Here is a 20,958-nt window from a genome sequence, read left to right as displayed (position 1 = left end):
CTCCCGGCTGCGCCGCCGCGAGGGAAAGGGTTTCATTCCCAGCGGAAGAGCCGAGCGGCGGCGCCCAGCCCGAGTACGGCCCAGGCCGCGAGGACGGCCGCGTCGCCCCACGGCAGCGCGGCCCCGTCCCGCAGCACCTCGCGCAACCCGTCGGACAGGGCCGAGATGGGCAGCAGTTCCAGGGCGGACCGCACCGCCTCCGGGAACTTGTCGAGCGGCACGATCACCCCGCCGCCGACCAGCAGCAGCAGGAAGACCAGGTTGGCTGCGGCCAGGGTGGCCTCGGCCTTGAGCGTGCCCGCCATCAGCAGGCCGAGCCCCGAGAAGGCGGCGGTGCCCAGCAGCACCAGCGCGGCGACCGACAGCGGATCGCCCTGCGGGGACCAGCCCAGGGCGAGGGCGATCACCGTCAGCAGGGCGATCTGCAGCACCTCGGTGACCAGCACCGAGAGGGTCTTGGCGGCCATCAGTGCCCAGCGCGGCAGCGGGGAGGCCCCGAGCCGCTTGAGGACGCCGTAGCGGCGGTCGAAGCCGGTGGCGATGGCCTGGCCGGTGAAGGCGGTGGACATCACGGCGAGGGCGAGGACGCCCGGGGCGAGGAAGTCCACGGGCTTCCCGGCGCCCGTGTCGACGATGTCGACGGCGGAGAACAGCACCAGGAGCAGCGCCGGGATGATCACGGTCAGGAGCAGCTGCTCGCCGTTGCGCAGCAGCATCCGCGTCTCCAGCGCCGTCTGCGCGAGGATCATGCGGGACACGGGCGCGGCCCCCGGGCGGGGGGTGAACGTACCGGCGCTCATGCGCGCAGCTCCTTACCGGTCAGTTCGAGGAAGACGTCTTCGAGGGTGTGCCGCTCCACCGCGAGGCTGTCCGCCATCACGCCGTTCTGCGCGCACCAGGAGGCGACGGTGGCCAGCAGCTGCGGGTCGACGTCGCCGGTCACCCGGTAGACGCCCGGTGTGACCTCGGCCGCCTGGGTGCCGTCGGGCAGGGCCTTCAGCAGCGAGGCCAGGTCGAGGGAGGGGCGGCCGGTGAAGCGCAGGGTGTTCTCGGCGCCGCCCCGGCACAGCTGCTCGGGGCTGCCGTGGGCGATGACCCGGCCCGCGTCCACGATGGCGACCTCGTCCGAGAGCTGTTCGGCCTCGTCCATGTGGTGGGTGGTGAGGACGACGGTGACCCCGTCGGCGCGCAGTTCCCGTACGAGGTCCCAGGTGGCGCGGCGGGCCTGCGGGTCCAGGCCGGCGGTGGGCTCGTCGAGGAAGACCAGCTCGGGGCGGCCCACGACGGCCATGGCCAGGGCGAGGCGCTGCTGCTGGCCGCCGGAGAGCCGGCGGTAGGGGGTGCGGCCGCAGCCGCCGAGTCCGAGGCGTTCCACCAGGGTGTCCGGGTCGAGCGGGTCGGCGTACAGCTTGGCCATGTGGTGCAGCATCTCGACGGCGCGGGCCCCGGAGTACACGCCTCCGGACTGGAGCATCACGCCGATCCGCGGGCGCAGGGCCTCGGCCTGGGCGACCGGGTCGAGGCCGAGGACGCGGACCGTGCCGGCGTCGGGGCGGTGGTAGCCCTCGCAGGTCTCCACCGTGGTCGTCTTGCCCGCGCCGTTGGGACCGAGGACCGCGGTGACGGAGGCCTCGCGGACGGTGAGGTCCAGTCCGTCCACCGCCGTCTTGGCGCCGTACCGCTTCACCAGTCCGCGGATCTCCACGGCGGGGTCGTTGCTCATGGGGGGTGAGTCTACGGAGCCGCGGGGCGGGCCCCGGGTCCCGGGTCCTGTGGCCCGCGGGGCGGGCCCCGGGCCCCGGGTCCTGTGGGCGGGTCTCGTGGGCCGGGATATTCGAACGCCGGTCGCGAAAGCGACGCTTTTCAGTCTGCCGGCCCTGGACGGCCCATCCGGTTCCGGTGATCCTCCGTAGAACCGGACCGTCAGGGTGCCGGGCGCAGGCGCGGGTGCAGGAGCGCTGGTGGGGGCCGGGAATTCGGCGGGGCGAGGTGTTCGGGGGGTTGTCGGAATGAGCCGCTTCGAATAACTCTCCGTCGATAAATAAGGTAACCCTTAGTGATGGAGGCCACCCGGCGTGGCCTCCGTCACGGCTTGTCCGGGCTCGGTTAATTACGCAACAATGGTGTTGTGAAATACGGCGCACGGCAGAACGAGGCCCCCCAGGGGGAGCTCGCCACCGGGGAGCGGTCCACCCGCAACCGCGTGGCGCGCTCGATCCTGGACCACGGCCCGTCCACCGTCGCCGACCTCGCCCAGCGCCTCGGCCTCACCCAGGCCGCCGTCCGCCGCCACCTCGACACGCTCGTCGCCGACGACGTGGTCGAAGCCCGTGAGCAGCGCGTGTACGGAGCGCGGACCCGGGGTCGGCCGGCCAAGGTCTTCGCACTCACCGACTGCGGGCGCGACGCCTTCGACCAGTCCTACGACAAGCTCGCTGCGGACGCCCTGCGCTGGATCGCGCAGTCCGTCGGCGGCGGCGAGCAGGGCGAGGCGGCCGTCGCCGCCTTCGCCAGGGCGCGGATGGAGTCGCAGGCCGAGGCATACCGGGAAGCCGTCGAGGCGGCCGCCCCCCAAGGCCGCGCGGAGGCCCTTGCCAGGGCGTTGACGCAGGACGGGTACGCTGCTACGGCGAAGAGCGCTCCCGGTCCGCACAGCGGTGAACAGCTCTGCCAGCACCACTGCCCGGTCGCCCACGTGGCCGAGCAGTTCCCGCAGCTCTGCGAGGCGGAGACCGAGGTCTTCTCTCGCCTGCTCGGGACGCACGTGCAGCGCCTCGCCACGATCGCCCATGGCGACGGAGTGTGCACGACGTTCATTCCGCGAAGCGCGGGCACCACACAGACCGACACATCAGTATCTGCAAGTACGGCCGGGAGGAACCCCGCATGACCACGGAGACTGCTCACCCTGAGCTCGATGGCCTGGGCACCTATGAATACGGCTGGGCCGACTCCGACGCGGCCGGCGCCGCCGCCAAGCGGGGTCTGTCCGAGGCTGTCGTCCGCGACATCTCGGCGAAGAAGTCCGAGCCGGAGTGGATGCTGAACCTCCGCCTCAAGGGCCTGAAGCTCTTCGGCAAGAAGCCCATGCCGATGTGGGGCTCCGACCTCTCGGGCATCGACTTCGACAACATCAAGTACTTCGTGCGCTCCACCGAGAAGCAGGCCGCTTCCTGGGAGGAACTGCCCGAGGACATCAAGAACACGTACGACAAGCTCGGCATCCCGGAGGCGGAGAAGCAGCGCCTCGTCGCCGGTGTCGCGGCCCAGTACGAGTCCGAGGTCGTCTACCACCAGATCCGCGAGGACCTGGAGGAGCAGGGCGTGATCTTCCTCGACACGGACACCGCGCTCAAGGAGCACCCGGAGCTCTTCCAGGAGTACTTCGGCACGGTCATCCCGGTCGGCGACAACAAGTTCGCCTCGCTGAACACCGCGGTGTGGTCCGGCGGCTCGTTCATCTACGTCCCCAAGGGTGTCCACGTGGACATCCCGCTCCAGGCCTACTTCCGTATCAACACGGAGAACATGGGCCAGTTCGAGCGGACGCTGATCATCGTCGACGAGGACGCCTACGTCCACTACGTCGAGGGCTGCACCGCCCCGATCTACTCCTCGGACTCGCTGCACAGCGCCGTCGTCGAGATCATCGTGAAGAAGGGCGGCCGCTGCCGCTACACGACGATCCAGAACTGGTCGAACAACGTCTACAACCTGGTCACCAAGCGCGCCGTGGCGTACGAGGGCGCGACCATGGAGTGGATCGACGGCAACATCGGTTCCAAGGTCACCATGAAGTACCCGGCCGTGTACCTGATGGGCGAGCACGCCAAGGGCGAGACCCTGTCCATCGCCTTCGCGGGCGAGGGCCAGCACCAGGACGCCGGCTCCAAGATGGTCCACATGGCGCCGAACACCTCCTCGAACATCGTCTCCAAGTCGGTGGCCCGTGGCGGTGGCCGCACCTCCTACCGCGGTCTGGTCGAGATCGGCGAGGGCGCCGCCGGCTCCAAGTCCAACGTCCTGTGCGACGCGCTGCTCGTGGACACCATCTCCCGCTCGGACACGTACCCGTACGTGGACGTCCGCGAGGACGACGTGACGATGGGCCACGAGGCCACCGTCTCCAAGGTCTCCGACGACCAGCTCTTCTACCTGATGCAGCGCGGCCTCACCGAGTTCGAGGCCATGGCCATGATCGTGCGCGGCTTCGTCGAGCCGATCGCGAAGGAGCTGCCGATGGAGTACGCGCTGGAGCTCAACCGGCTGATCGAGCTGCAGATGGAGGGCTCGGTCGGCTAGTCCGGCCGCCGCCCCGCAGCACATTCACAGACGCAGACGTGTTCTTTTAAGAGAGCGAGCAAGACGACAGCCATGGCTGAGGCTCAGAATATTCCGGCGGGCTCCACCACCGCCGGCGCGATCGCGGTGGCCGCCGAGTCCACCGTCGCCACCCGGATGAGCGCGCCCCCGTCCTTCGACGTGGCCGACTTCCCGGTTCCGCACGGCCGCGAGGAGGAGTGGCGCTTCACGCCGCTGGCCCGCCTGAGGGGCCTGCACGACGGCACCGCCGTCGCCGACGGCGCCATGAAGGCCCAGATCGACGCGCCCGAGGGCGTCACGGTCGAGTCCGTGGAGCGCGGCGACGAGCGGATCGGCAAGGCCGGCACCCCCGTCGACCGCGTCGCCGCACAGGCCTTCTCGTCCTTCGCCAAGGCCACGGTCGTCACCGTGCCCAAGGAGACCGTGCTCGGCGAGCCGATCCGGGTCGCCCTGCACGGCGAGGGCGGCACGACCTTCGGCCACACCGTCTTCGACGTGAAGCCCTTCGCCGAGGCGATCATCGTGATCGACCACACCGGCGACGGCGTGCGCGCCGCCAACGTGGACATCCTCGTCGGCGACGGCGCCAAGGTGACCTTCGTGTCCGTCCAGGACTGGGACGACACCGCCGTCCACACCTCGCAGCACAACGCCCTCATCGGCCGCGACGCGAGCTTCAGGTCCGTGGTCGTCACCTTCGGCGGCGATTTGGTCCGCCTGCACCCGCGCGTCACCTACGCGGGCCCCGGCGGCGAGGCCGAAATGCTCGGCCTGTACTTCACGGATGCCGGCCAGCACCAGGAGCACCGCCTCCTCGTCACGCACGACGCCCCGCACTGCAAGTCGAACGTGGTCTACAAGGGCGCGCTCCAGGGCCAGGACGCCCACGCCGTCTGGATCGGCGACGTGCTCATCGAGAAGAGCGCCGAGGGCACCGACACGTACGAGATGAACCGCAACCTCGTCCTCACGGACGGCGCGCGGGTCGACTCCGTGCCGAACCTGGAGATCGAGACCGGCGAGATCGTCGGCGCCGGCCACGCCTCCGCCACCGGCCGCTTCGACGACGAGCAGCTCTTCTACCTGCAGGCCCGCGGCATCCCGGCCGACGAGGCCCGCCGCCTGGTCGTCCGCGGCTTCTTCGCCGAGCTCGTCCAGCAGATCGGTGTCGACGACATCGAGGAGCGCCTGATCACCAAGATCGAGGCCGAGCTCCAGGGTTCCGTCTGATGAACTACGTCAAGGCCTGCGCGCTGAGCGAGCTGGAGGAGAACACCCCCAAGCGGGTGGAACTCGACGGCACGCCGGTGTCCATCGTCTCCACCGACGGGGAGGTGTTCGCCATCAACGACATCTGCTCGCACGCGAACGTCTCGCTCTCGGAGGGCGAGGTCGAGGACTGCATGATCGAGTGCTGGCTGCACGGGTCGGCCTTCGACCTGCGCACCGGAAAGCCCTCCGGTCTGCCCGCGACGCGCCCCGTCCCCGTATACCCCGTAAAGATCGAAGGGGACGACGTGCTCGTCTCCCTCACCCAGGAGTCCTGAGGTATCCATGGCAACGCTTGAAATCCACGACCTGCACGTCTCCGTCGAGGCCGAGAACGGCGCCCGCGAGATCCTCAAGGGCGTCGACCTCACCGTCAAGCAGGGTGAGACGCACGCCATCATGGGTCCGAACGGCTCCGGCAAGTCCACGCTGGCGTACTCCCTGGCCGGTCACCCGAAGTACACCATCACCGGTGGCACCGTGACCCTCGACGGCGAAGACGTCCTGGAGATGTCCGTCGACGAGCGCGCCCGCGCCGGCCTCTTCCTCGCCATGCAGTACCCGGTCGAGGTCCCCGGCGTCTCGGTCTCCAACTTCCTGCGCACCTCCGCCACCGCCATCCGCGGCGAGGCCCCCAAGCTGCGCACCTGGGTGAAGGAGGTCAAGTCCGCGATGGAGCAGCTCCAGATGGACCCGGCCTTCGCCGAGCGCAACGTCAACGAGGGCTTCTCCGGCGGCGAGAAGAAGCGCCACGAGATCCTCCAGCTGGAGCTCCTCAAGCCGAAGATCGCGATCCTCGACGAGACCGACTCCGGCCTGGACGTCGACGCCCTGCGCCAGGTCTCCGAGGGCGTCAACCGCGTCCGCGCGACCGGCGAGGTCGGCACGCTGCTGATCACGCACTACACGCGGATCCTCCGCTACATCAAGCCCGACTTCGTCCACGTCTTCTCCGAGGGCCGCATCGCCGAGTCCGGTGGCGCCGAGCTCGCCGACAAGCTGGAGGCCGAAGGCTACGAGTCGTACAGCACGAAGGGTGGCGCGACCGCGTGACACAGCTGCCTGGCCTCCTCGACATCGAGGCGATCCGAAAGGACTTCCCCCTTCTGGATCGTGTGGTCCACGACGGGAAGAAGATCGTTTACCTGGACAACGCGGCGACCTCGCAGAAGCCGCGCCAGGTGCTCGACGCGCTGAACGAGTACTACGAGCAGCACAACGCCAACGTCCACCGTGGCGTGCATGTGCTCGCCGAGGAGGCCACGGCGCTGTACGAGGGCGCTCGCGACAAGGTCGCCGCCTTCATCAACGCGCCGAGCCGCGACGAGGTGATCTTCACCAAGAACGCCTCTGAGTCGCTCAACCTCGTCGCGAACATGCTCGGCTGGGCGGACGAGCCCTACCGGGTCGACCGCGAGACCGAGATCGCCATCACGGAGATGGAGCACCACTCCAACATCGTGCCGTGGCAGCTGCTCGCGCAGCGGACCGGCGCGAAGCTGAAGTGGTTCGGCCTCACCGACGACGGCCGGCTCGACCTGTCCGACATCGAAGAGGTCATCACGGAGAAGACGAAGATCGTCTCCTTCACGCTGGTCTCCAACATCATGGGCACGGTCAACCCGGTCGAGGCGATCGTCCGGCGCGCCCAGGACGTCGGCGCGCTGGTGTTGATCGACGCCTCCCAGGCCGCTCCGCACATGCCGCTGGACGTGCAGGCGCTCGGCGCGGACTTCGTGGCCTTCACCGGCCACAAGATGTGCGGCCCGACCGGCATCGGCGTCCTGTGGGGCCGCCAGGAGCTGCTGGAGGACCTGCCCCCGTTCCTCGGCGGCGGCGAGATGATCGAGACCGTGTCGATGCACGCCTCGACCTACGCCCCGGCGCCGCACAAGTTCGAGGCCGGTACGCCCCCGATCGCCCAGGCCGTCGGCCTCGGCGCGGCCGTGGACTACCTGTCCGCGATCGGCATGGACAAGATCGCCGCGCACGAGCACGCGATCACCGAGTACGCGATCAAGCGCCTCGCCGAGGTGCCCGACCTGCGGATCATCGGCCCCACCACGGCCGAGGACCGCGGCGCCGCGATCTCCTTCGTGCTGGGTGACATCCACCCGCACGACGTCGGCCAGGTCCTGGACGAGCAGGGCATCGCGGTCCGCGTGGGACACCACTGCGCGCGCCCCGTCTGCCTGCGCTACGGAATTCCGGCGACGACGCGAGCGTCTTTCTATCTGTACTCCTCTCCGGCCGATGTCGACGCACTGGTCGACGGGCTGGAGCACGTACGGAACTTCTTCGGCTGACGGACGAGGCGACGAGGACGCAGTGAAGCTGGATTCGATGTACCAGGAACTGATCCTGGACCACTACAAGCACCCGCACGGGCGTGGCCTGCGCGACGGCGACGCCGAGGTGCACCACGTCAACCCGACCTGCGGTGACGAGATCACGCTGCGCGTGAAGTACGACGGTGAGACGCTGACAGATGTCAGCTACGAGGGCCAGGGCTGCTCCATCAGCCAGGCCAGCGCCTCCGTACTGAACGAGCTGCTCGTGGGCAAGGAACTGGCCGAGGCGCAGAAGATCCAGGCCGTGTTCCTGGAGATGATGCAGTCCAAGGGCAAGATCGAGCCCGACGAGGCCATGGAGGAGGTACTGGAGGACGCGGTCGCGTTCGTCGGCGTCTCCAAGTACCCGGCTCGTGTGAAGTGTGCCCTGCTGAGCTGGATGGCCTGGAAGGACGCGACGGCCCAGGCTCTGGGCGACGCGGAGAGGAAGACGGCATGACCGAGAACGCGACGCCCGAGGCGTCGACCAAGCCGGCCACCGAGGAGGAGGTCCGCGAGGCCCTCTACGACGTGGTCGACCCCGAGCTGGGCATCGACGTCGTCAACCTGGGTCTGATCTACGGCATCCACATCGACGACGCGAACATCGCCACCCTCGACATGACACTGACCTCGGCGGCCTGCCCGCTGACGGACGTCATCGAGGACCAGGCGAAGTCGGCGACGGACGGCATCGTCAACGAACTCCGGATCAACTGGGTCTGGATGCCGCCGTGGGGCCCCGACAAGATCACCGACGACGGTCGTGAGCAGCTCCGCGCGCTCGGCTTCAACGTCTGACCACCCCGCTTCCGCACAGGAGGGCCCCCGGCACGTGCGTGCCGGGGGCCCTCGGTGTTCCACGGACCGTGCGACCGCTGGTGTGCGTACGGGTGTACGCATCGATATGTACTCTTGTACACATGCCCTATGTCCTGCTCGCCGCAGCCATCGCCGCCGAGGTCGCCGGCACCACCGCCATGAAGTACAGCGACGGCTTCACGAAGCTGTGGCCCTCGCTCGGCACCCTGCTGGGCTACGCCATCGCCTTCACCCTGCTCGCGCAGACGCTGAAGTCCATGTCGGTCGGCACGGCCTACGCGATATGGGCCGGCGTGGGCACCGCGGCCATCGCCGCGATCGGCATGGTGTTCATGGGAGAGGCGGCCACCGCCGCGAAGATCGCGGGGATCGCACTCGTGATCGGCGGTGTGGTCCTGCTGAACCTGGGCGGGGCGCACTGATGGCGCAGGGTGTGCGGCGCTACGACCCGGACCGGCGCCGGCGGATCATCGACGCCGCGATCCGCGTGGTGGGCGCCAAGGGCATCGCCGGGCTGAGCCACCGCAGCGCGGCCGCGGAGGCCGACGTACCACTGGGCTCGACGACGTACCACTTCAAGACGCTGGACGACCTGCTGGTGGCGGCGCTGCGGCAGGCCAACGAGGGCTTCGCCCGGGCGGTGGCGGACGCGCCGGCGCTCGCCGACCCGGGCGTCGACCTCGCCGGGGCGCTGGCCCGCCTCCTGGGCGAGTTCCTGGCGGCGGACCGCGGACGGGCGGAGCTGGAGTACGAGCTCTACCTCGCGGCGCTGCGCCGCCCGGCCCTGCGGCCGGTGGCCGCCGAGTGGTGCGAGGCCGCGTGCCAGGCGCTGACCCCGCGCACCGACCCGGTGACGGCGCGGGCGCTGGTCGCCGCGATCGACGGCATCAGCCTTCAGGTCCTGCTGACGGACGCCGAGTACGACGAGTCGTACGCCCGCGAGGTACTGGCCCGTCTCCTGCGCTAGGTCCTGTCGTCCCAGTCCCGCCTGGCGGCGCTCCTTTGACGACAGGACCTAGAGGGCGGCGGCGCGGACCGCCGCCAGGGCCGCCTGCACGCTCGCCTCGATGTCGCGGATCGGGTAGATCACCTCGCGCACCGTGCGGTCGCGGTCGACGACCAGGGTCAGCCGCTTGATCCGGCTCACCCCCGCCGCGCGGAACGTCGGCAGGCGCAGCGCGGCCGTCAGCGCCAGGTCGGCGTCCGAGAGGAGCGGGAAGCGCAGCCGCTCCTGCTCCGCGAACTCCCGCTGCTCGTCCGGCCGCTGGGTCGAGACGCCGTGCACGGTGGCGCCGGCCGCCGTGAACTCCGCGAGCTGGTCGCGGTATGTGCACGACTCGAACGTACAGCCCTTGGCGCCCGGGATCCCGGCCCAGCCGGGTGGGTAGGACTCGGCCCGCGCGTACGCGCCCGGGAAGAAGTACAGGACCGTGAACGCCGTGTCCGCCACCGGGTCACCGACCCCGCCGAAACGGTCCGGCAGCAGCAGCGGCGGTACCCGCGTGCCGTGCAGCGCGTGCACCCGTTCCGCCTCGCGCGATGCCTCGTCGGTCGTCGCCGTCATCTCTCCCTCTCCCAGGACCCAGGTGTCTCCCCAGTCCTGGAGGGCCACCAGGACCGGCAGCAGCCCCCGCCCGCGCGGGGTCAGCCGGTACGCGTGCCGCACCGGACGCTCCTGGTACGGCTCGCGCGACAGCACCCCGGCCTCCACGAGCAGCTTCAGCCGCTCCGCGAGCACCTTGCGGGACACCCCCAGCTCGCGCTGGAGCTCGTCGAAGCGGTGCAGACCGCGCGCGGTGTCGCGCACGATCAGCAGCGTCCACCAGTCGCCCACCACGTCGAGGGCCTGGGCGATGGCGCAGTCCGCGTCGCCGAGGTGTGTGCGCTGGGCCATGGGAACTCCTTCGTCCGTTGACCCAAGGCTGTCATGCTGTCATAGTCCGTTCCCAAAAGGAACTGACTCGCCGGATCGGGGGGCACGGGTGTGCTGCAGGGGTTCAAGGACGTACCGAGGGTTGTGTGGCTGCTGGCTGCGGGGGTGTTCGTCAACGCCGTCGTCAGCTTCACCTTCGTCTTCGTCTTCCTCTACCTGACCGGCCCGCGGGGACTCGGCGCCGCCCAGGCCGGCCTCGTCACCGGGCTCGGCGGCATCGGCCTGGTCGCGGGCAACTTCAGCGGCGGCTGGTACGGGGACCGCTTCGGCCACCGCCGGGTGCTCCTCGCCGCCGCCACCCTCGCCGGGGTCACCCTCGCGGCCCTTCCGCTACTGCCCACGCCGCTGCTCTTCGCGGCCCTGCCGGTGGCCCAGTACGCCTCCGGCGTGATCCGGGCCGCCAACTCCGCGCTGGTCGCCGTCACCGTCCCGGAGGGAGCCCGCCGCCAGGCCTTCGCCCTCGTACGCTGCGCGTCCAACGGCGGATTCACCCTCGGGCCGCCGCTGGGCGCCCTGATCGCGACCGGGCTCTCCTACGACTGGCTCTTCGTCGCCGACGGCGTCGGAACCCTCGCCTTCACCCTCTGGACCGCCCGCGCCGTCCCGGCGCGCGGCGCCCCCCGCAAAGCCTCCGCGGTCCCGGACGGGGGTCGGGGCCGCGGACTCGCCGCCGAACTACGGGCCCGGCCCGCCCTGCTGGTCCTGCTCGGCGCGATCCTGGTGACCGACGTCGTCTACCGCCAGCAGTACTCCACCTTCCCCGTCTTCCTCACCGACCACGGCCTGGACCCGCGCGCCTTCGGGCTCGTCATCGCCCTCAACGGCGCGGTGATCCTGCTGCTGGAGCTGCCCGCGGCCGTCGCGTTGCGCGACCGGCCGGCGCTGCCGGTGATCGCCACCGGGCTGGTGCTGGTCGGGGCCGGGTATGGGGCGCTGCTGGTCGGGGCGGGGATCGCGAGCGCCGTGGTGATGATGGTCCTGCTGAGCCTCGGGGAGATCCTCTACAAGACCACCGCCACCGCCTACGTCGCCGACGAGGCGCCCGAGCACGCCGTCGGGCGGTTCCAGAGCCTGTACGCGGGGATCTCGGTCAGCGGGGTCGTCATCGGGCCGCCGCTGGGCGGTGCGCTGTACTCGGCCGCGCCCGGCCTGCTGTGGCCGCTGTGCGCCGGGCTCGCGGTGGCGGCGGGCGGGGCGGTGCTGTGGGCCTGGGCGCGCCAGCGCCGACACGCGCTCCGACCGGCTCATGAGACCGGTTCGCAACCTCAGGCCGTCGCCGGTTAGGTTTCGGGCATGACTGCTACGCGTACCACCGGCGCCGTCGCCGCCGGACTTGCCACCATCACCGCCGACGGCACCGTCCTCGACACCTGGTTCCCCGCCCCCGAACTGGTCGCCGAGCCCGGCCCGGCCGGCACCGAGCGCCTCACCGCCGAGCAGGCCGTGGAGCTCCTCGGCGCCGCCGCGGGCAAGGCGATCCGTAACGACGCGGTCCGCGGCGTCGAGGTCGTAGCCGTCCGCACGGTCATCGCCTCCCTGGAGGACAAGCCGCTGGACGCCCACGACGCGTACCTGCGCCTGCACCTGCTCAGCCACCGCCTGGTCAAGCCGCACGGCCAGAACCTCGACGGTGTCTTCGGCCTGCTGGCCAACGTCGCCTGGACCTCGCTGGGCCCGGTCGCCGTCGACCAGGTCGAGACCGTCCGCCTCAACGCCCGCGCCGAGGGCCTGCACCTCCAGGTCACCTCGATCGACAAGTTCCCGCGGATGACGGACTACGTCGCCCCCAAGGGCGTGCGCATCGCCGACGCGGACCGCGTCCGCCTCGGCGCGCACCTCGCCGAGGGCACCACCGTCATGCACGAGGGCTTCGTCAACTTCAACGCCGGCACGCTCGGCACCTCCATGGTCGAGGGCCGCATCTCCGCGGGCGTCGTCGTCGGGGACGGTTCCGACATCGGAGGCGGCGCCTCCACGATGGGCACCCTCTCGGGCGGCGGCAAGCAGATCATCTCGATCGGTGAGCGCACCCTGGTCGGCGCCGAGGCGGGCGTGGGCATCGCCCTCGGCGACGAGTGCGTCGTCGAGGCGGGCCTCTACGTCACCGCGGGCACCCGCGTCACCCTGCCGGACGGCCAGGTCGTCAAGGCCCTGGAGCTCTCCGGCGCCGACAACATCCTCTTCCGCCGCAACTCGGTCACGGGCACCGTCGAGGCCCGCCCGTACAAGGCCAACTGGGGCGGCCTGAACGAGGTCCTGCACAGCCACAACTGACAGCCGGCCCACAGCCGGCCCCATGCCCCGAGCGCCCTCCCGGCCCCACCCGGCCCGGGAGGGCGCTCGGTCGCATGCAAGGGGCCGGGAAGGCCGCCGTCCCGGGGCGGGTGCGCCGGGCGGACGCTCAGTGGAGGGGGATCGTGCGGATCAGGCCGGCGAAGGCCTGCTCTTCCGCCTCGGTCAGCTGCACCGACTCCATCGGGTGCCCGGCGGAGCTGCGCTGCGCCGGGATCATCGGGAGGGTCTCGGTGGCGGCGGGCTCCGGCCGGCGGAAGCGGCTGCCCCACAGCATGTGGCCCAGGCCGGCCACCCAGACGAGCGCTGCCGCGAGCAGGACGGCGAGGCCGACTTCCTGGGCGGCGGAGATCGAGGGGAACACCAGGATCCTCCAGGGGGTGCGAGGGCTGCGAGGGGCGCCAGCCGGGCCGGGGCAAGATCGGGCGTGCAGACACTCAACACCACAACCGGTCGATTCGGTGGAGATGTGGCGAGCGTCACGCCAGGGCCGAAAGTCCCCATCTCGCCCGGGACGGCCCTCGCGGCCCCTCACGGCCCTGCTGCGGCCCCGTCACGGCCCACGTCCGGTCCAGGGGCGGTTCGAAGCCTCGTTCGCGGCAGGGGGCCCGGCCGGGGCGGCGGCCGGGCCCCCTGCTGCTCCTGGCCCCGGTGTTACGGGCGGAAGCGCAGCACCTGCGGGTCGTGGTCGCTGTTCTGCGCGGCGAACTCCGCGTTGATGTGCACGCTGTCGTACGTGAACTTCTTGATCGCCGGGCTGGTCAGGATCTGGTCCAGCACCTGCGCGTTGCCCTGGTAGACGTACGAGTAGCGCTCGGACTTCGGCAGCGACTTGATCGCCGGGTACAGTGCCCCGCCGTCCGCCAGCGCGTCCGTGGTCGCCGAGAACTCGAAGTCGTTGATGTCACCGAGGACGAGGACGTTGGCGTTCTTGTCCTGCGCCAGGATCTGCTTCACGAAGCCGTTCACGGCCTGCGCCTGGAGCAGCCGCTGGGCCTCCGAGGAGCGCAGCGGCGGCTGGTGGTGCGAGGTCAGGCCCTCGTCGCCGCCCTTGGAACCGAAGTGGTTGGCGATCACGAAGACCGTCTTGCCGCGGAAGACGAACTCGCCGGCGAGCGGCTTGCGGCTGTCGGCCCACGCCGGGTTCGCGGGGTCCACGCGGCCGGGGGAGTGGGTCAGGTGGGTCTTGCCGTTCTCCTTGACGACGTCCGTCGCCGTCACCGCGTCACCCGGGGCGCGCTCGGTGAAGGAGACCCGCGCCGGGTTGAAGAGGAACACCTGGCGGATGTTGCCGCCGGGCTGGCCGCCGTCCTTCTTGTCCTCGGGGTCGACGGTCCGCCACTGGTAGGCCGGGCCGCCCGCCGCCGCGATGGCCGCGGTGAACTTCGTGAGCGTCTGCTCCGCCGAGACGGTGCCGTCGTTCTTGGCGCCGTTGTCGTCCTGGATCTCCTCCAGCGCGAGGATGTCGGGGGAGGCCAGGTTCTCGACGACGGCCTTCGCCAGCGCGTCGAACTTCTCCTGCGGGTCGGTCGGGTCGAGGTTCTCCACGTTGTACGTGGCCACCGCGAGCTCCTGCGCGGCCTGCGGCTTGGTCTTCTCGGGGGCGATGGTGCCCGCCTTGACGGTGCCGAGGGTGCGGGCCACCAGCGTGTAGCCCCCGAACTGGTTGAAGTCCATGGGGCCTTCGGTGGTGCCGGTCAGCTTGTCGCCGACGTTGGCCACGGGGAAGGGCTGCTGCGCGAGGGGCGCGAGCTGCTGGATCTTCAGGCGGCCGGTGTTCTGGGACTCGTAGGAGCCGTAGACGGTGCCGCCGCGCCTGGCGGTGTTCTCCCAGCCCTTGACCGTGACCCACAGCTCCGCGTGCGGGCTGGTGGCGCCGACCACGCGCGAGGTGCCGATGCGGACGTTCATGCCCTCCAGGGACTCGTAGAAGTCCAGGGCGTAGCGGGAGGGGTCCAGGGCCAGGCCGTTGATGCTGCCGCCGGCGGCCGGGTCGCCCGCCGGAGTGTACTCGGCGGGCACCGTGTACTCGTTGACCGCGGCGGCCTCGGGCAGCGCGTTGCCGGAGGAGACCACGGTGACCGTCGGCTTGGAGATCTGGGTCACCGACTGGTTGCCGGAGTTCACTCCGCCGGGGACGTACTCGCCGACCGTGCCGGAGACCTTGACCGCGTCGCCGACGGCGACCGTCGGGACCGAGCTGGTGAAGACGAAGACGCCCTCGCTCGTCGCGTCGTTGTCGTCGGCGTCGGGGTCCTGGATCCAGAAGCCGCGCGAACCGTAGGTCCGCACGCCCGTCACGATGCCCTCGACGTCGGAGACCTGCTTGCCGTTGAGCGGGGATATCCGGGTGGTGCCCTGGATGTCGTGGATGCGTACCGGATCGGCGGACGCCGCGCCCTCGGCCGCGTCGGCGGAGCCCGCGAGCAGGCCGGTGGCCAGCGCGGTGGCGACGAGGGCCGCGACGGCGGCGGAGCGGGGATGCGAGGAGCGCATGGTCAGGAAACTCCGGTGTGGGAGAGGGGTGGGGAGAGGCTGCGAAGAGCGAGATCTGCGGGGGGTTGGTCAGCCCCCAAACGTCTACGCGCGTCAATTTCCTGTGTTGCCAGCAAAGTTGTCAAGCCCTCCAGGGAAGACGGCGGTCGACTGTGGGATGAACCAAAGGCGATGGCCCGTCGGAGGCGCCCGATATGCGTCTACGCTGGGTCGCCGTACAGACGGCCACGGCTGTCATCTGCGCCACATCCGCCATGCCCGCACTGCCCCGTCATGTCGGCCATGTCGCCGGTTTTCGGGCGCGTATGACGGTTCGGCCGCCCGGACGGACCGTCACGGCCCGCCCGTCACCACCGCGTCCGCGAGGAGAGCCGCCCCATGTCCGCTGAGTCGCACCCCACACTGCCGCCGGTACGGCTGCACTCCGATGCGGAGCTGGCACGTGACGCCCTCGGCGCCCCGCTGTTCGCGCGCGCCGTACGACTGGCCCGCTGGGCCGGGCCGGGAACCCGCGTCGGCGTCGGGGGCGAACTGGCGGCCGAACAGCTGCCCGACGCCGCCGCCCACCTCGGCCTCGACGCCGGCGACGAGGACGCCCCCGGGCACGCGAGCCAGGCCTGGCGGGTGGCCGTGGACACCGGGCTGGTGGACGTGACCGAGCCGGACGCGGCCGGGGACGGGGGCGCCGAGGGCGGCGCAGGTGCCGCCGGGGCGGGGGCCGGAACCCGTGAGGAGCCGTACGGCACGGCCGTGCCCGGCGAGGACCTGGCGCTGGTGACCGGTGGTACCCCCGGCGACGTGCTCGACCTGTGGCGGGCGGCCCTGGAGACGGTGCTCGCCGACGCGGCGGTGCCCGACCTGGAGGACCTGGTCGACGCGCTGGACGCGGGCGGGGAGATCGACTTCGACCGGCTGGACTGGAACCCGGGCCGCGAGGCGGACGTGCTCGACGCGGTCCTCGCCAACCTCTACCTGCTCACCGTCTCCGGGACCGGCGGTGCCGACCGGCCGATCCCGCTTCCGGTGCTGGCCGCGTCGATGGTCGTGCCCGAGGGAATGACCGAACCGACCGACGCCGTGCTGGAGCAGGTCTCGGACGCGATGATGCGCCTCGACGACCAGTTCCGGCAGTTGGAGCCGATCGGACTGGTGGAGTTCCGGCCCGTCGACGAGGAGCTCATGGCGCAGGCCGACGAGGACGGCCCGCGCGGTGGGCGGGAGGAGGACGACGATGACGTCTCCCGCTACGGCATGGTCCGCCTGACCCCGCTCGGCCTCTACGGCATCCGCGCCCGGATGCTGGAGGCCGGAGTCGAGGCCCCCGCGATCGGGGAACTGGCCGACAAGGGCGCAGACGCCCTCCTCGACGCCGTCGCCTCCTACCCCGAACACGCCGCGCAGGCCGAGATCGAGCAGTGGATGGCGGGCCGTGACCTGCCTGCCGCCGTCGCCGAACTGCTTGCCGCCGCACGCGGGGACGACGAGGGCGGCCCACTGCGACGGCTGCGCTGCCAGCAGGCCCTCGCGCTGGCCGGGCCGGAGGCCGAGCCGGCGGTCCGCTCGGTGCTGGACGAGGCGGAACTCGGCGGGCTCGCCCGGGTCTGGCTGGCGGAGCACGGGGTGGCCGACGTACCGCCGCCCGCGCCGGCGATGGTGTTCTGGCTGACCGTCGACACGATCGCGGCGCAGCTCGCCGCGGACGGCGAGACCGAGGAGCTGCCCCTCCTGATCGAGACCCTGACCGCGCATCACACGGGGTTCTTCGACCAGGTGTGGCGCGTCGAGCACCCCTCGACGGTCCAGGTCCTGGAGGCGATGGGCCGGCTGCACCCGGACCGCAGGACGGCGAAGGAGGCCCGCAAGGCCGCCTTCAAGGCGCGCTCCCGCAGGCCCTGAGCCGGGCGGGCCCGGGAGGCGGGCGACAATGCGCCGTTCCTGGGCCGGACTTGGCCATTGCCGCCGACCGGCGAGGGGCCGGTTCCCTTCGTGGGTACTCCAGCCGCCGTTCACGTGCGGGCGGGAGCGTGTGCGCCCACGACCGCACGCCAGGCGCACCACTGCCCACCCCAGGAGACCCGATGCCCCTCAGCCGCAGAGACTTCACCGCCCGTACCGCCCTCGCCGGTGCGGGAGTCGTGCTCACCGGGACGGTCGGCGCCCTGGCCACCGCTCCGGGCGCGCTCGCGGCCGAGGACGGCGCGGGCCGCGACGAGCACGGGCGGCCCTGTGAGCCCGGCTACGGCCCGCTCGTCCCCGACCCGGCCGGCATCCTCGCCCTTCCCGCCGGCTTCTGGTACCGCGTGATCACCCACAGCGGCGTCACCAGGCTGGAGTCCGGTGAGACCACCCCGTCCCACCACGACGGGACCGCGGCCTTCGAGGGCCACCGCGGCGTCACCCTCCTCGTCAACAACCACGAACTGAAGGGCAGGCGGGAGAACTGGGCCCGCCCGGTCCCGCTCACCGAAGGCCTCGTCTACGACCCGGCCGCGGCCGGCGGCTGCACGGTCGTGGAGGTCCGGCGCGGCGGCGAGGTCGCCGAGTGGGTGGGCATCGCCGGTACGTCGACCAACTGCGCGGGCGGCGCCACGCCCTGGGGCACCTGGCTGACCTGCGAGGAGAACTCCGACCTCGCCGGCAGGAACGGCATGACCAAGGACCACGGCTACGTCTTCGAGGTCGATCCGCACGACCGCCGCGCCAACCGCGACCCGCGCCCGGTCAAGGCGTTCGGCCGCTACGACCACGAGGCCGTGGTCATCGACCCGCGGCAGGGGCACGCGTACCTGACCGAGGACGCCTCCGGCCCCAACGGGCTGTTCTACCGCTGGTCCCCGCCCCGCGGCTTCCGGCACGGGCGCGGCAGGCTCCGTATGCTCGCCGCCGACGCGGGCGTGCTCCAGGCCGCCAAGTGCACCGACAGCTCGGGCCGGTTCGTCGACGACCTCTCGCGCGCCACGAGGGTCGGCACCGTCTACGGGGTCGACTGGGTGGACGTGCCGGACCGCGACGCGCGGACCGTGCCGGTGCGGGGGCAGTTCGCGGACAGCGCGGTGACGCGCGGCCGCAAGCTGGAGGGCATGTGGTGGGCCGACGGGGGCGCGTACTTCGTATCCTCCTACGCCCGCGAGGAGAGCCCGGGCGCGGCGCACGACGGCCAGGTCTGGTTCTACGACCCCAAGCGGCGTACCGTCCGGCTGACCGTCCTTATCGGCGTCAACGCGGACCCGTCGGCGGGCGGTGGCTACGACGGGCCGGACAACATCACCGTGTCGCCGTACGGGGGCCTGGTCATCGCGGAGGACGGCTCGGGGCTGCAACACCTGTTCGGCGCGACCGCATCGGGCCGCACCTACCCGCTGGCGCGCAACGAGCTGAACATCGGAACGCCGCAGGAGCCCGAGTACGCGGAGTTCACCGGCGTCTGCTTCTCGCCGGACGGGCGGACCCTCTACGCGAACCTCCAGGACCCCGGGATCATGCTGGCCGTCACCGGGCCGTGGCGGCGCGCACACTGACGCCCCGCCCGGCCGGGCTCGCGGGCCTCACTGGGCCGGGGAAACCTCCGCGCGGGAGGCCTCGGCCCACTCGGCGAGCAGGAACTCATAGGCCTCGGAAGGCCACTCGCCGTCCACCCGGGTCTCCACGAGGTGCCGTATCGCCTCGTTCGCCTCGGCGGCGGACGGGCGGGCGGGCCCCGCGGGCGTGAGTGTCTCGTGCATGCTTCCAAGGCTACGGGCGGGCACTGACAGCCACCCACGGATTACGCGTGGCATCCATCACCCGCGATCCGGTCCGGTGGCCGCCCGTGCCCGCCCACCTGCTCAGAGTGCCTGGGCGGCGGGCTTGACCATGCCGCGCACTGTGCGCGACTTCACAAACTCGCCCATGGCCGTCATCTCCCACTCCCCGGAGAACTGGCGGATCAGCTTCGCCATCATCACGCCCGTCTGCGGCTCGGCACCGGTGAGGTCGAAGCGCACCAGCTCCTCGCCGCTCGCCGCGTCGATCAGGCGGCAGTAGGCCTTGGCCACCTCCGTGAACTTCTGGCCGGAGAAGGAGTTGACCGTGAAGACCAGGCCGGTGGCGTCGGCGGGCAGCCGGCCGAGGTCCACGACGATCACCTCGTCGTCGCCCGCGCCCTCACCCGTGAGGTTGTCCCCGGAGTGCTTGATGGCGCCGTTCAGGATGGACAGCTTGCCGAAATAGCAGCTGTCGATGTGGTTGCGCTGGGGGCCGTAGGCGATGACGGACGCGTCGAGGTCGATGTCCCGGCCCCGGAAGGCGGGCTCCCAGCCCAGGCCCATCTTGACCTGGGAGAGCAGCGGGCGGCCGCCCTTGACCAGTGAGACGGTCTGGTTCTTCTGGAGGCTGACCCGGCCCTTGTCCAGGTTGATCTTCCCGGCGGCGGGCGGTGCGGCGGGGGCGGCCGGGGGCGCGGCGGGAGCGGGGGCGGGGGCCGGGGTGACCGGGGCGGGTGTGGCGGCGCCGGCGGTGAGCCAGGGGGAGGGCTGGTGGGTGGCCGGCGGGGCGGGCGGAGCCGGGGGCGCCACCGGTGCCGCGGGGGCGGGCGGGGCGACGGCGGCCGCGGGAGCCGGTTCCTCGTCGACGCTGACCCCGAAGTCGGTGGCGATGCCGGCGAGGCCGTTCGCATACCCCTGGCCGACCGCCCGGACCTTCCACGCGCCGCCGCGCAGATAGATCTCGACGATGACGAGCGCGGTCTCGGTCGTCAGCTGCGGCGGGGTGAACGAGGCGATCACCGCGCCGCCGTCGGCGTTGCGCACGGTGGCGGTGGGCTCGATGCCCTGGAACGTCTGCCCGGCGGCATCCGGGCTGGCCGTGACCACGATCCGCTCGATGCCCGGGGGCACCGCGGAGGTGTCCACGGTGACCGAGTCGGGCGCCGCGCCCCCACCGGACCGGTAGGTGACACCGGGCCCGCTGGGCTGGTTGAAGAAGATGAAGTCGGCGTCGGAGCGCACCTTGCCGTCCGCCGTGAGGAGCAGCGCGGACACGTCGAGCCGCACCGGCGCAGCCACGTCGACCGTCACACGGACGGCATTGAGCGGCAGGTTGGATCCAGGGGTCATAGCGGTCATGCCCGGAGAACGAGCGGAGGTGCTTTGCCGTTCCCTTACCCTCGGGCGATATTTCCGCGCCGGTTGCGGGGGTGGTTCTTCGCGGTGCGTTCGTTGCCGAACTTGTACGAGCCGGTCCAGCGGGCCATCACGAGCTGCGGATCCCCGGATTCCACCTCGGTAAGGAACCCGGCGGCACGCGTCCCGCGCAGGGTGGCCGCCGAGCGGCCGTGGTGGGTGATGACGACGCAGTCGGCGCCCCGGCGGGCGTAGGTGAATCCATGCGGTCTCGGCATGACCCGCAGCCTGCCCTGCGCGGCGCGGGGCAGGCAACGGGATTACCGGCGGGGCAGGGCAGGGCAGGGCCGGGCGCCGGGGCCGTCGGACGGGCCCGCCCCGGCGCGCCCGCGGG

At 71.5% G+C, this 20,958-nt stretch carries 22 protein-coding genes; 14 read left to right on the top strand and 8 right to left on the bottom strand.

What is annotated here, in order from left to right; translation table 11 throughout:
* Positions 1–32 precede the first annotated feature (32 nt).
* Positions 33–800 carry an ABC transporter permease gene (locus tag ACFWFZ_RS16815; RefSeq protein WP_387122938.1) on the bottom strand — a complete coding sequence of 256 codons (768 nt, stop codon included), beginning with the start codon at positions 798–800 and terminating at the stop codon, positions 33–35.
* Positions 797–1,723, bottom strand: coding sequence for an ABC transporter ATP-binding protein (locus ACFWFZ_RS16810; RefSeq protein ID WP_387122936.1), 927 nt, complete (start codon positions 1,721–1,723; stop codon positions 797–799). The genes ACFWFZ_RS16815 and ACFWFZ_RS16810 overlap by 4 nt, the downstream gene beginning before the upstream one ends.
* A 405-nt stretch (positions 1,724–2,128) precedes the next feature.
* Between ACFWFZ_RS16810 and ACFWFZ_RS16805 the strand changes: the two genes are divergently transcribed.
* The 10 genes from ACFWFZ_RS16805 to ACFWFZ_RS16760 all read left to right on the top strand — a co-directional run bounded on the left by ACFWFZ_RS16805 (position 2,129) and on the right by ACFWFZ_RS16760 (position 9,711).
* Complete coding sequence (locus tag ACFWFZ_RS16805; protein WP_387122934.1) at positions 2,129–2,890, top strand: helix-turn-helix transcriptional regulator; 762 nt, start codon at positions 2,129–2,131, stop codon at positions 2,888–2,890.
* On the top strand, positions 2,887–4,302 hold the full coding sequence (sufB, locus tag ACFWFZ_RS16800; RefSeq protein WP_030659935.1) for a Fe-S cluster assembly protein SufB: 1,416 nt from the start codon (positions 2,887–2,889) through the stop codon (positions 4,300–4,302). The genes ACFWFZ_RS16805 and sufB overlap by 4 nt, the downstream gene beginning before the upstream one ends.
* A gap of 72 nt (positions 4,303–4,374) precedes the next feature.
* Positions 4,375–5,553 carry a Fe-S cluster assembly protein SufD gene (gene sufD, locus ACFWFZ_RS16795; RefSeq protein ID WP_387122931.1) on the top strand — a complete coding sequence of 393 codons (1,179 nt, stop codon included), beginning with the start codon at positions 4,375–4,377 and terminating at the stop codon, positions 5,551–5,553.
* Entirely contained in the window at positions 5,553–5,870 is a 318-nt protein-coding gene (locus tag ACFWFZ_RS16790; protein WP_030027083.1) for a bifunctional 3-phenylpropionate/cinnamic acid dioxygenase ferredoxin subunit, read from the top strand. Before sufD ends, ACFWFZ_RS16790 begins: the two co-directional genes overlap by 1 nt.
* Before the next feature lie 7 nt (positions 5,871–5,877).
* Entirely contained in the window at positions 5,878–6,645 is a 768-nt protein-coding gene (gene sufC / locus ACFWFZ_RS16785) for a Fe-S cluster assembly ATPase SufC (protein ID WP_387122928.1), read from the top strand.
* A complete protein-coding gene (locus ACFWFZ_RS16780) occupies positions 6,642–7,898 on the top strand; it encodes a cysteine desulfurase (protein ID WP_387122925.1) in 1,257 nt (418 codons plus the stop codon). The genes sufC and ACFWFZ_RS16780 overlap by 4 nt, the downstream gene beginning before the upstream one ends.
* A 22-nt stretch (positions 7,899–7,920) precedes the next feature.
* The gene (gene sufU, locus ACFWFZ_RS16775) at positions 7,921–8,382 is read left to right on the top strand and encodes a Fe-S cluster assembly sulfur transfer protein SufU (protein WP_030027090.1); all 462 of its coding nucleotides are present in this window, start codon (positions 7,921–7,923) and stop codon (positions 8,380–8,382) included.
* Positions 8,379–8,723 (top strand): metal-sulfur cluster assembly factor, encoded by a 345-nt coding sequence (locus ACFWFZ_RS16770; RefSeq protein WP_030027092.1) that lies wholly within the window; start codon positions 8,379–8,381, stop codon positions 8,721–8,723. The genes sufU and ACFWFZ_RS16770 overlap by 4 nt, the downstream gene beginning before the upstream one ends.
* A gap of 122 nt (positions 8,724–8,845) precedes the next feature.
* On the top strand, positions 8,846–9,166 hold the full coding sequence (locus tag ACFWFZ_RS16765; RefSeq protein ID WP_030831355.1) for a multidrug efflux SMR transporter: 321 nt from the start codon (positions 8,846–8,848) through the stop codon (positions 9,164–9,166).
* Positions 9,166–9,711 (top strand): TetR/AcrR family transcriptional regulator, encoded by a 546-nt coding sequence (locus ACFWFZ_RS16760; RefSeq protein ID WP_387122920.1) that lies wholly within the window; start codon positions 9,166–9,168, stop codon positions 9,709–9,711. The genes ACFWFZ_RS16765 and ACFWFZ_RS16760 overlap by 1 nt, the downstream gene beginning before the upstream one ends.
* A gap of 48 nt (positions 9,712–9,759) precedes the next feature.
* Here the strand turns inward: ACFWFZ_RS16760 and ACFWFZ_RS16755 are convergent, their stop codons facing one another.
* The gene (locus ACFWFZ_RS16755) at positions 9,760–10,638 is read right to left on the bottom strand and encodes a winged helix-turn-helix transcriptional regulator (protein WP_387122917.1); all 879 of its coding nucleotides are present in this window, start codon (positions 10,636–10,638) and stop codon (positions 9,760–9,762) included.
* Between the two features lie 93 nt (positions 10,639–10,731).
* Here ACFWFZ_RS16755 and ACFWFZ_RS16750 point away from each other — a divergent pair, with 93 nt between their 5' ends.
* Both ACFWFZ_RS16750 and dapD read left to right on the top strand, forming a co-directional pair.
* Positions 10,732–11,961, top strand: a complete 1,230-nt coding sequence (locus ACFWFZ_RS16750; RefSeq protein WP_387123161.1) for an MFS transporter — start codon at positions 10,732–10,734, stop codon at positions 11,959–11,961.
* A 9-nt stretch (positions 11,962–11,970) separates the two neighbouring features.
* A complete protein-coding gene (dapD, locus tag ACFWFZ_RS16745; protein WP_387122914.1) occupies positions 11,971–12,951 on the top strand; it encodes a 2,3,4,5-tetrahydropyridine-2,6-dicarboxylate N-succinyltransferase in 981 nt (326 codons plus the stop codon).
* A 127-nt stretch (positions 12,952–13,078) separates the two neighbouring features.
* Here dapD and ACFWFZ_RS16740 read toward each other — a convergent pair whose 3' ends face one another.
* Together ACFWFZ_RS16740 and ACFWFZ_RS16735 are read right to left on the bottom strand one after the other, a co-directional pair.
* Entirely contained in the window at positions 13,079–13,333 is a 255-nt protein-coding gene (locus ACFWFZ_RS16740; RefSeq protein ID WP_387122911.1) for a hypothetical protein, read from the bottom strand.
* A gap of 290 nt (positions 13,334–13,623) precedes the next feature.
* Positions 13,624–15,465 (bottom strand): endonuclease/exonuclease/phosphatase family protein, encoded by a 1,842-nt coding sequence (locus ACFWFZ_RS16735; RefSeq protein ID WP_387122908.1) that lies wholly within the window; start codon positions 15,463–15,465, stop codon positions 13,624–13,626.
* A 378-nt stretch (positions 15,466–15,843) separates the two neighbouring features.
* Here ACFWFZ_RS16735 and ACFWFZ_RS16730 point away from each other — a divergent pair, with 378 nt between their 5' ends.
* Both ACFWFZ_RS16730 and ACFWFZ_RS16725 read left to right on the top strand, forming a co-directional pair.
* Complete coding sequence (locus ACFWFZ_RS16730; RefSeq protein WP_387122905.1) at positions 15,844–17,361, top strand: hypothetical protein; 1,518 nt, start codon at positions 15,844–15,846, stop codon at positions 17,359–17,361.
* 182 nt (positions 17,362–17,543) lie between these two features.
* Positions 17,544–18,983, top strand: coding sequence for an alkaline phosphatase PhoX (locus ACFWFZ_RS16725; RefSeq protein WP_387122902.1), 1,440 nt, complete (start codon positions 17,544–17,546; stop codon positions 18,981–18,983).
* A gap of 27 nt (positions 18,984–19,010) precedes the next feature.
* On the opposite strand, the gene ACFWFZ_RS16720 is transcribed toward ACFWFZ_RS16725, so the two are convergent.
* The 3 genes from ACFWFZ_RS16720 to ACFWFZ_RS16710 form a co-directional block, all read right to left on the bottom strand.
* Complete coding sequence (locus ACFWFZ_RS16720) at positions 19,011–19,187, bottom strand: hypothetical protein (RefSeq protein WP_356812006.1); 177 nt, start codon at positions 19,185–19,187, stop codon at positions 19,011–19,013.
* A 102-nt stretch (positions 19,188–19,289) separates the two neighbouring features.
* Positions 19,290–20,567 carry a TerD family protein gene (locus ACFWFZ_RS16715; RefSeq protein WP_387122897.1) on the bottom strand — a complete coding sequence of 426 codons (1,278 nt, stop codon included), beginning with the start codon at positions 20,565–20,567 and terminating at the stop codon, positions 19,290–19,292.
* Positions 20,568–20,602: 35 nt separating this feature from the next.
* Positions 20,603–20,842 carry a hypothetical protein gene (locus tag ACFWFZ_RS16710; RefSeq protein ID WP_387122894.1) on the bottom strand — a complete coding sequence of 80 codons (240 nt, stop codon included), beginning with the start codon at positions 20,840–20,842 and terminating at the stop codon, positions 20,603–20,605.
* Positions 20,843–20,958 lie beyond the last annotated feature (116 nt).

This window comes from Streptomyces sp. NPDC060232 (assembly GCF_042726555.1).
Taxonomy (GTDB): Bacteria; Actinomycetota; Actinomycetes; order Streptomycetales; family Streptomycetaceae; genus Streptomyces.
Note: the sequence above shows the minus strand (reverse complement) of the source record. Positions and strands in the feature narration are given on the sequence as shown.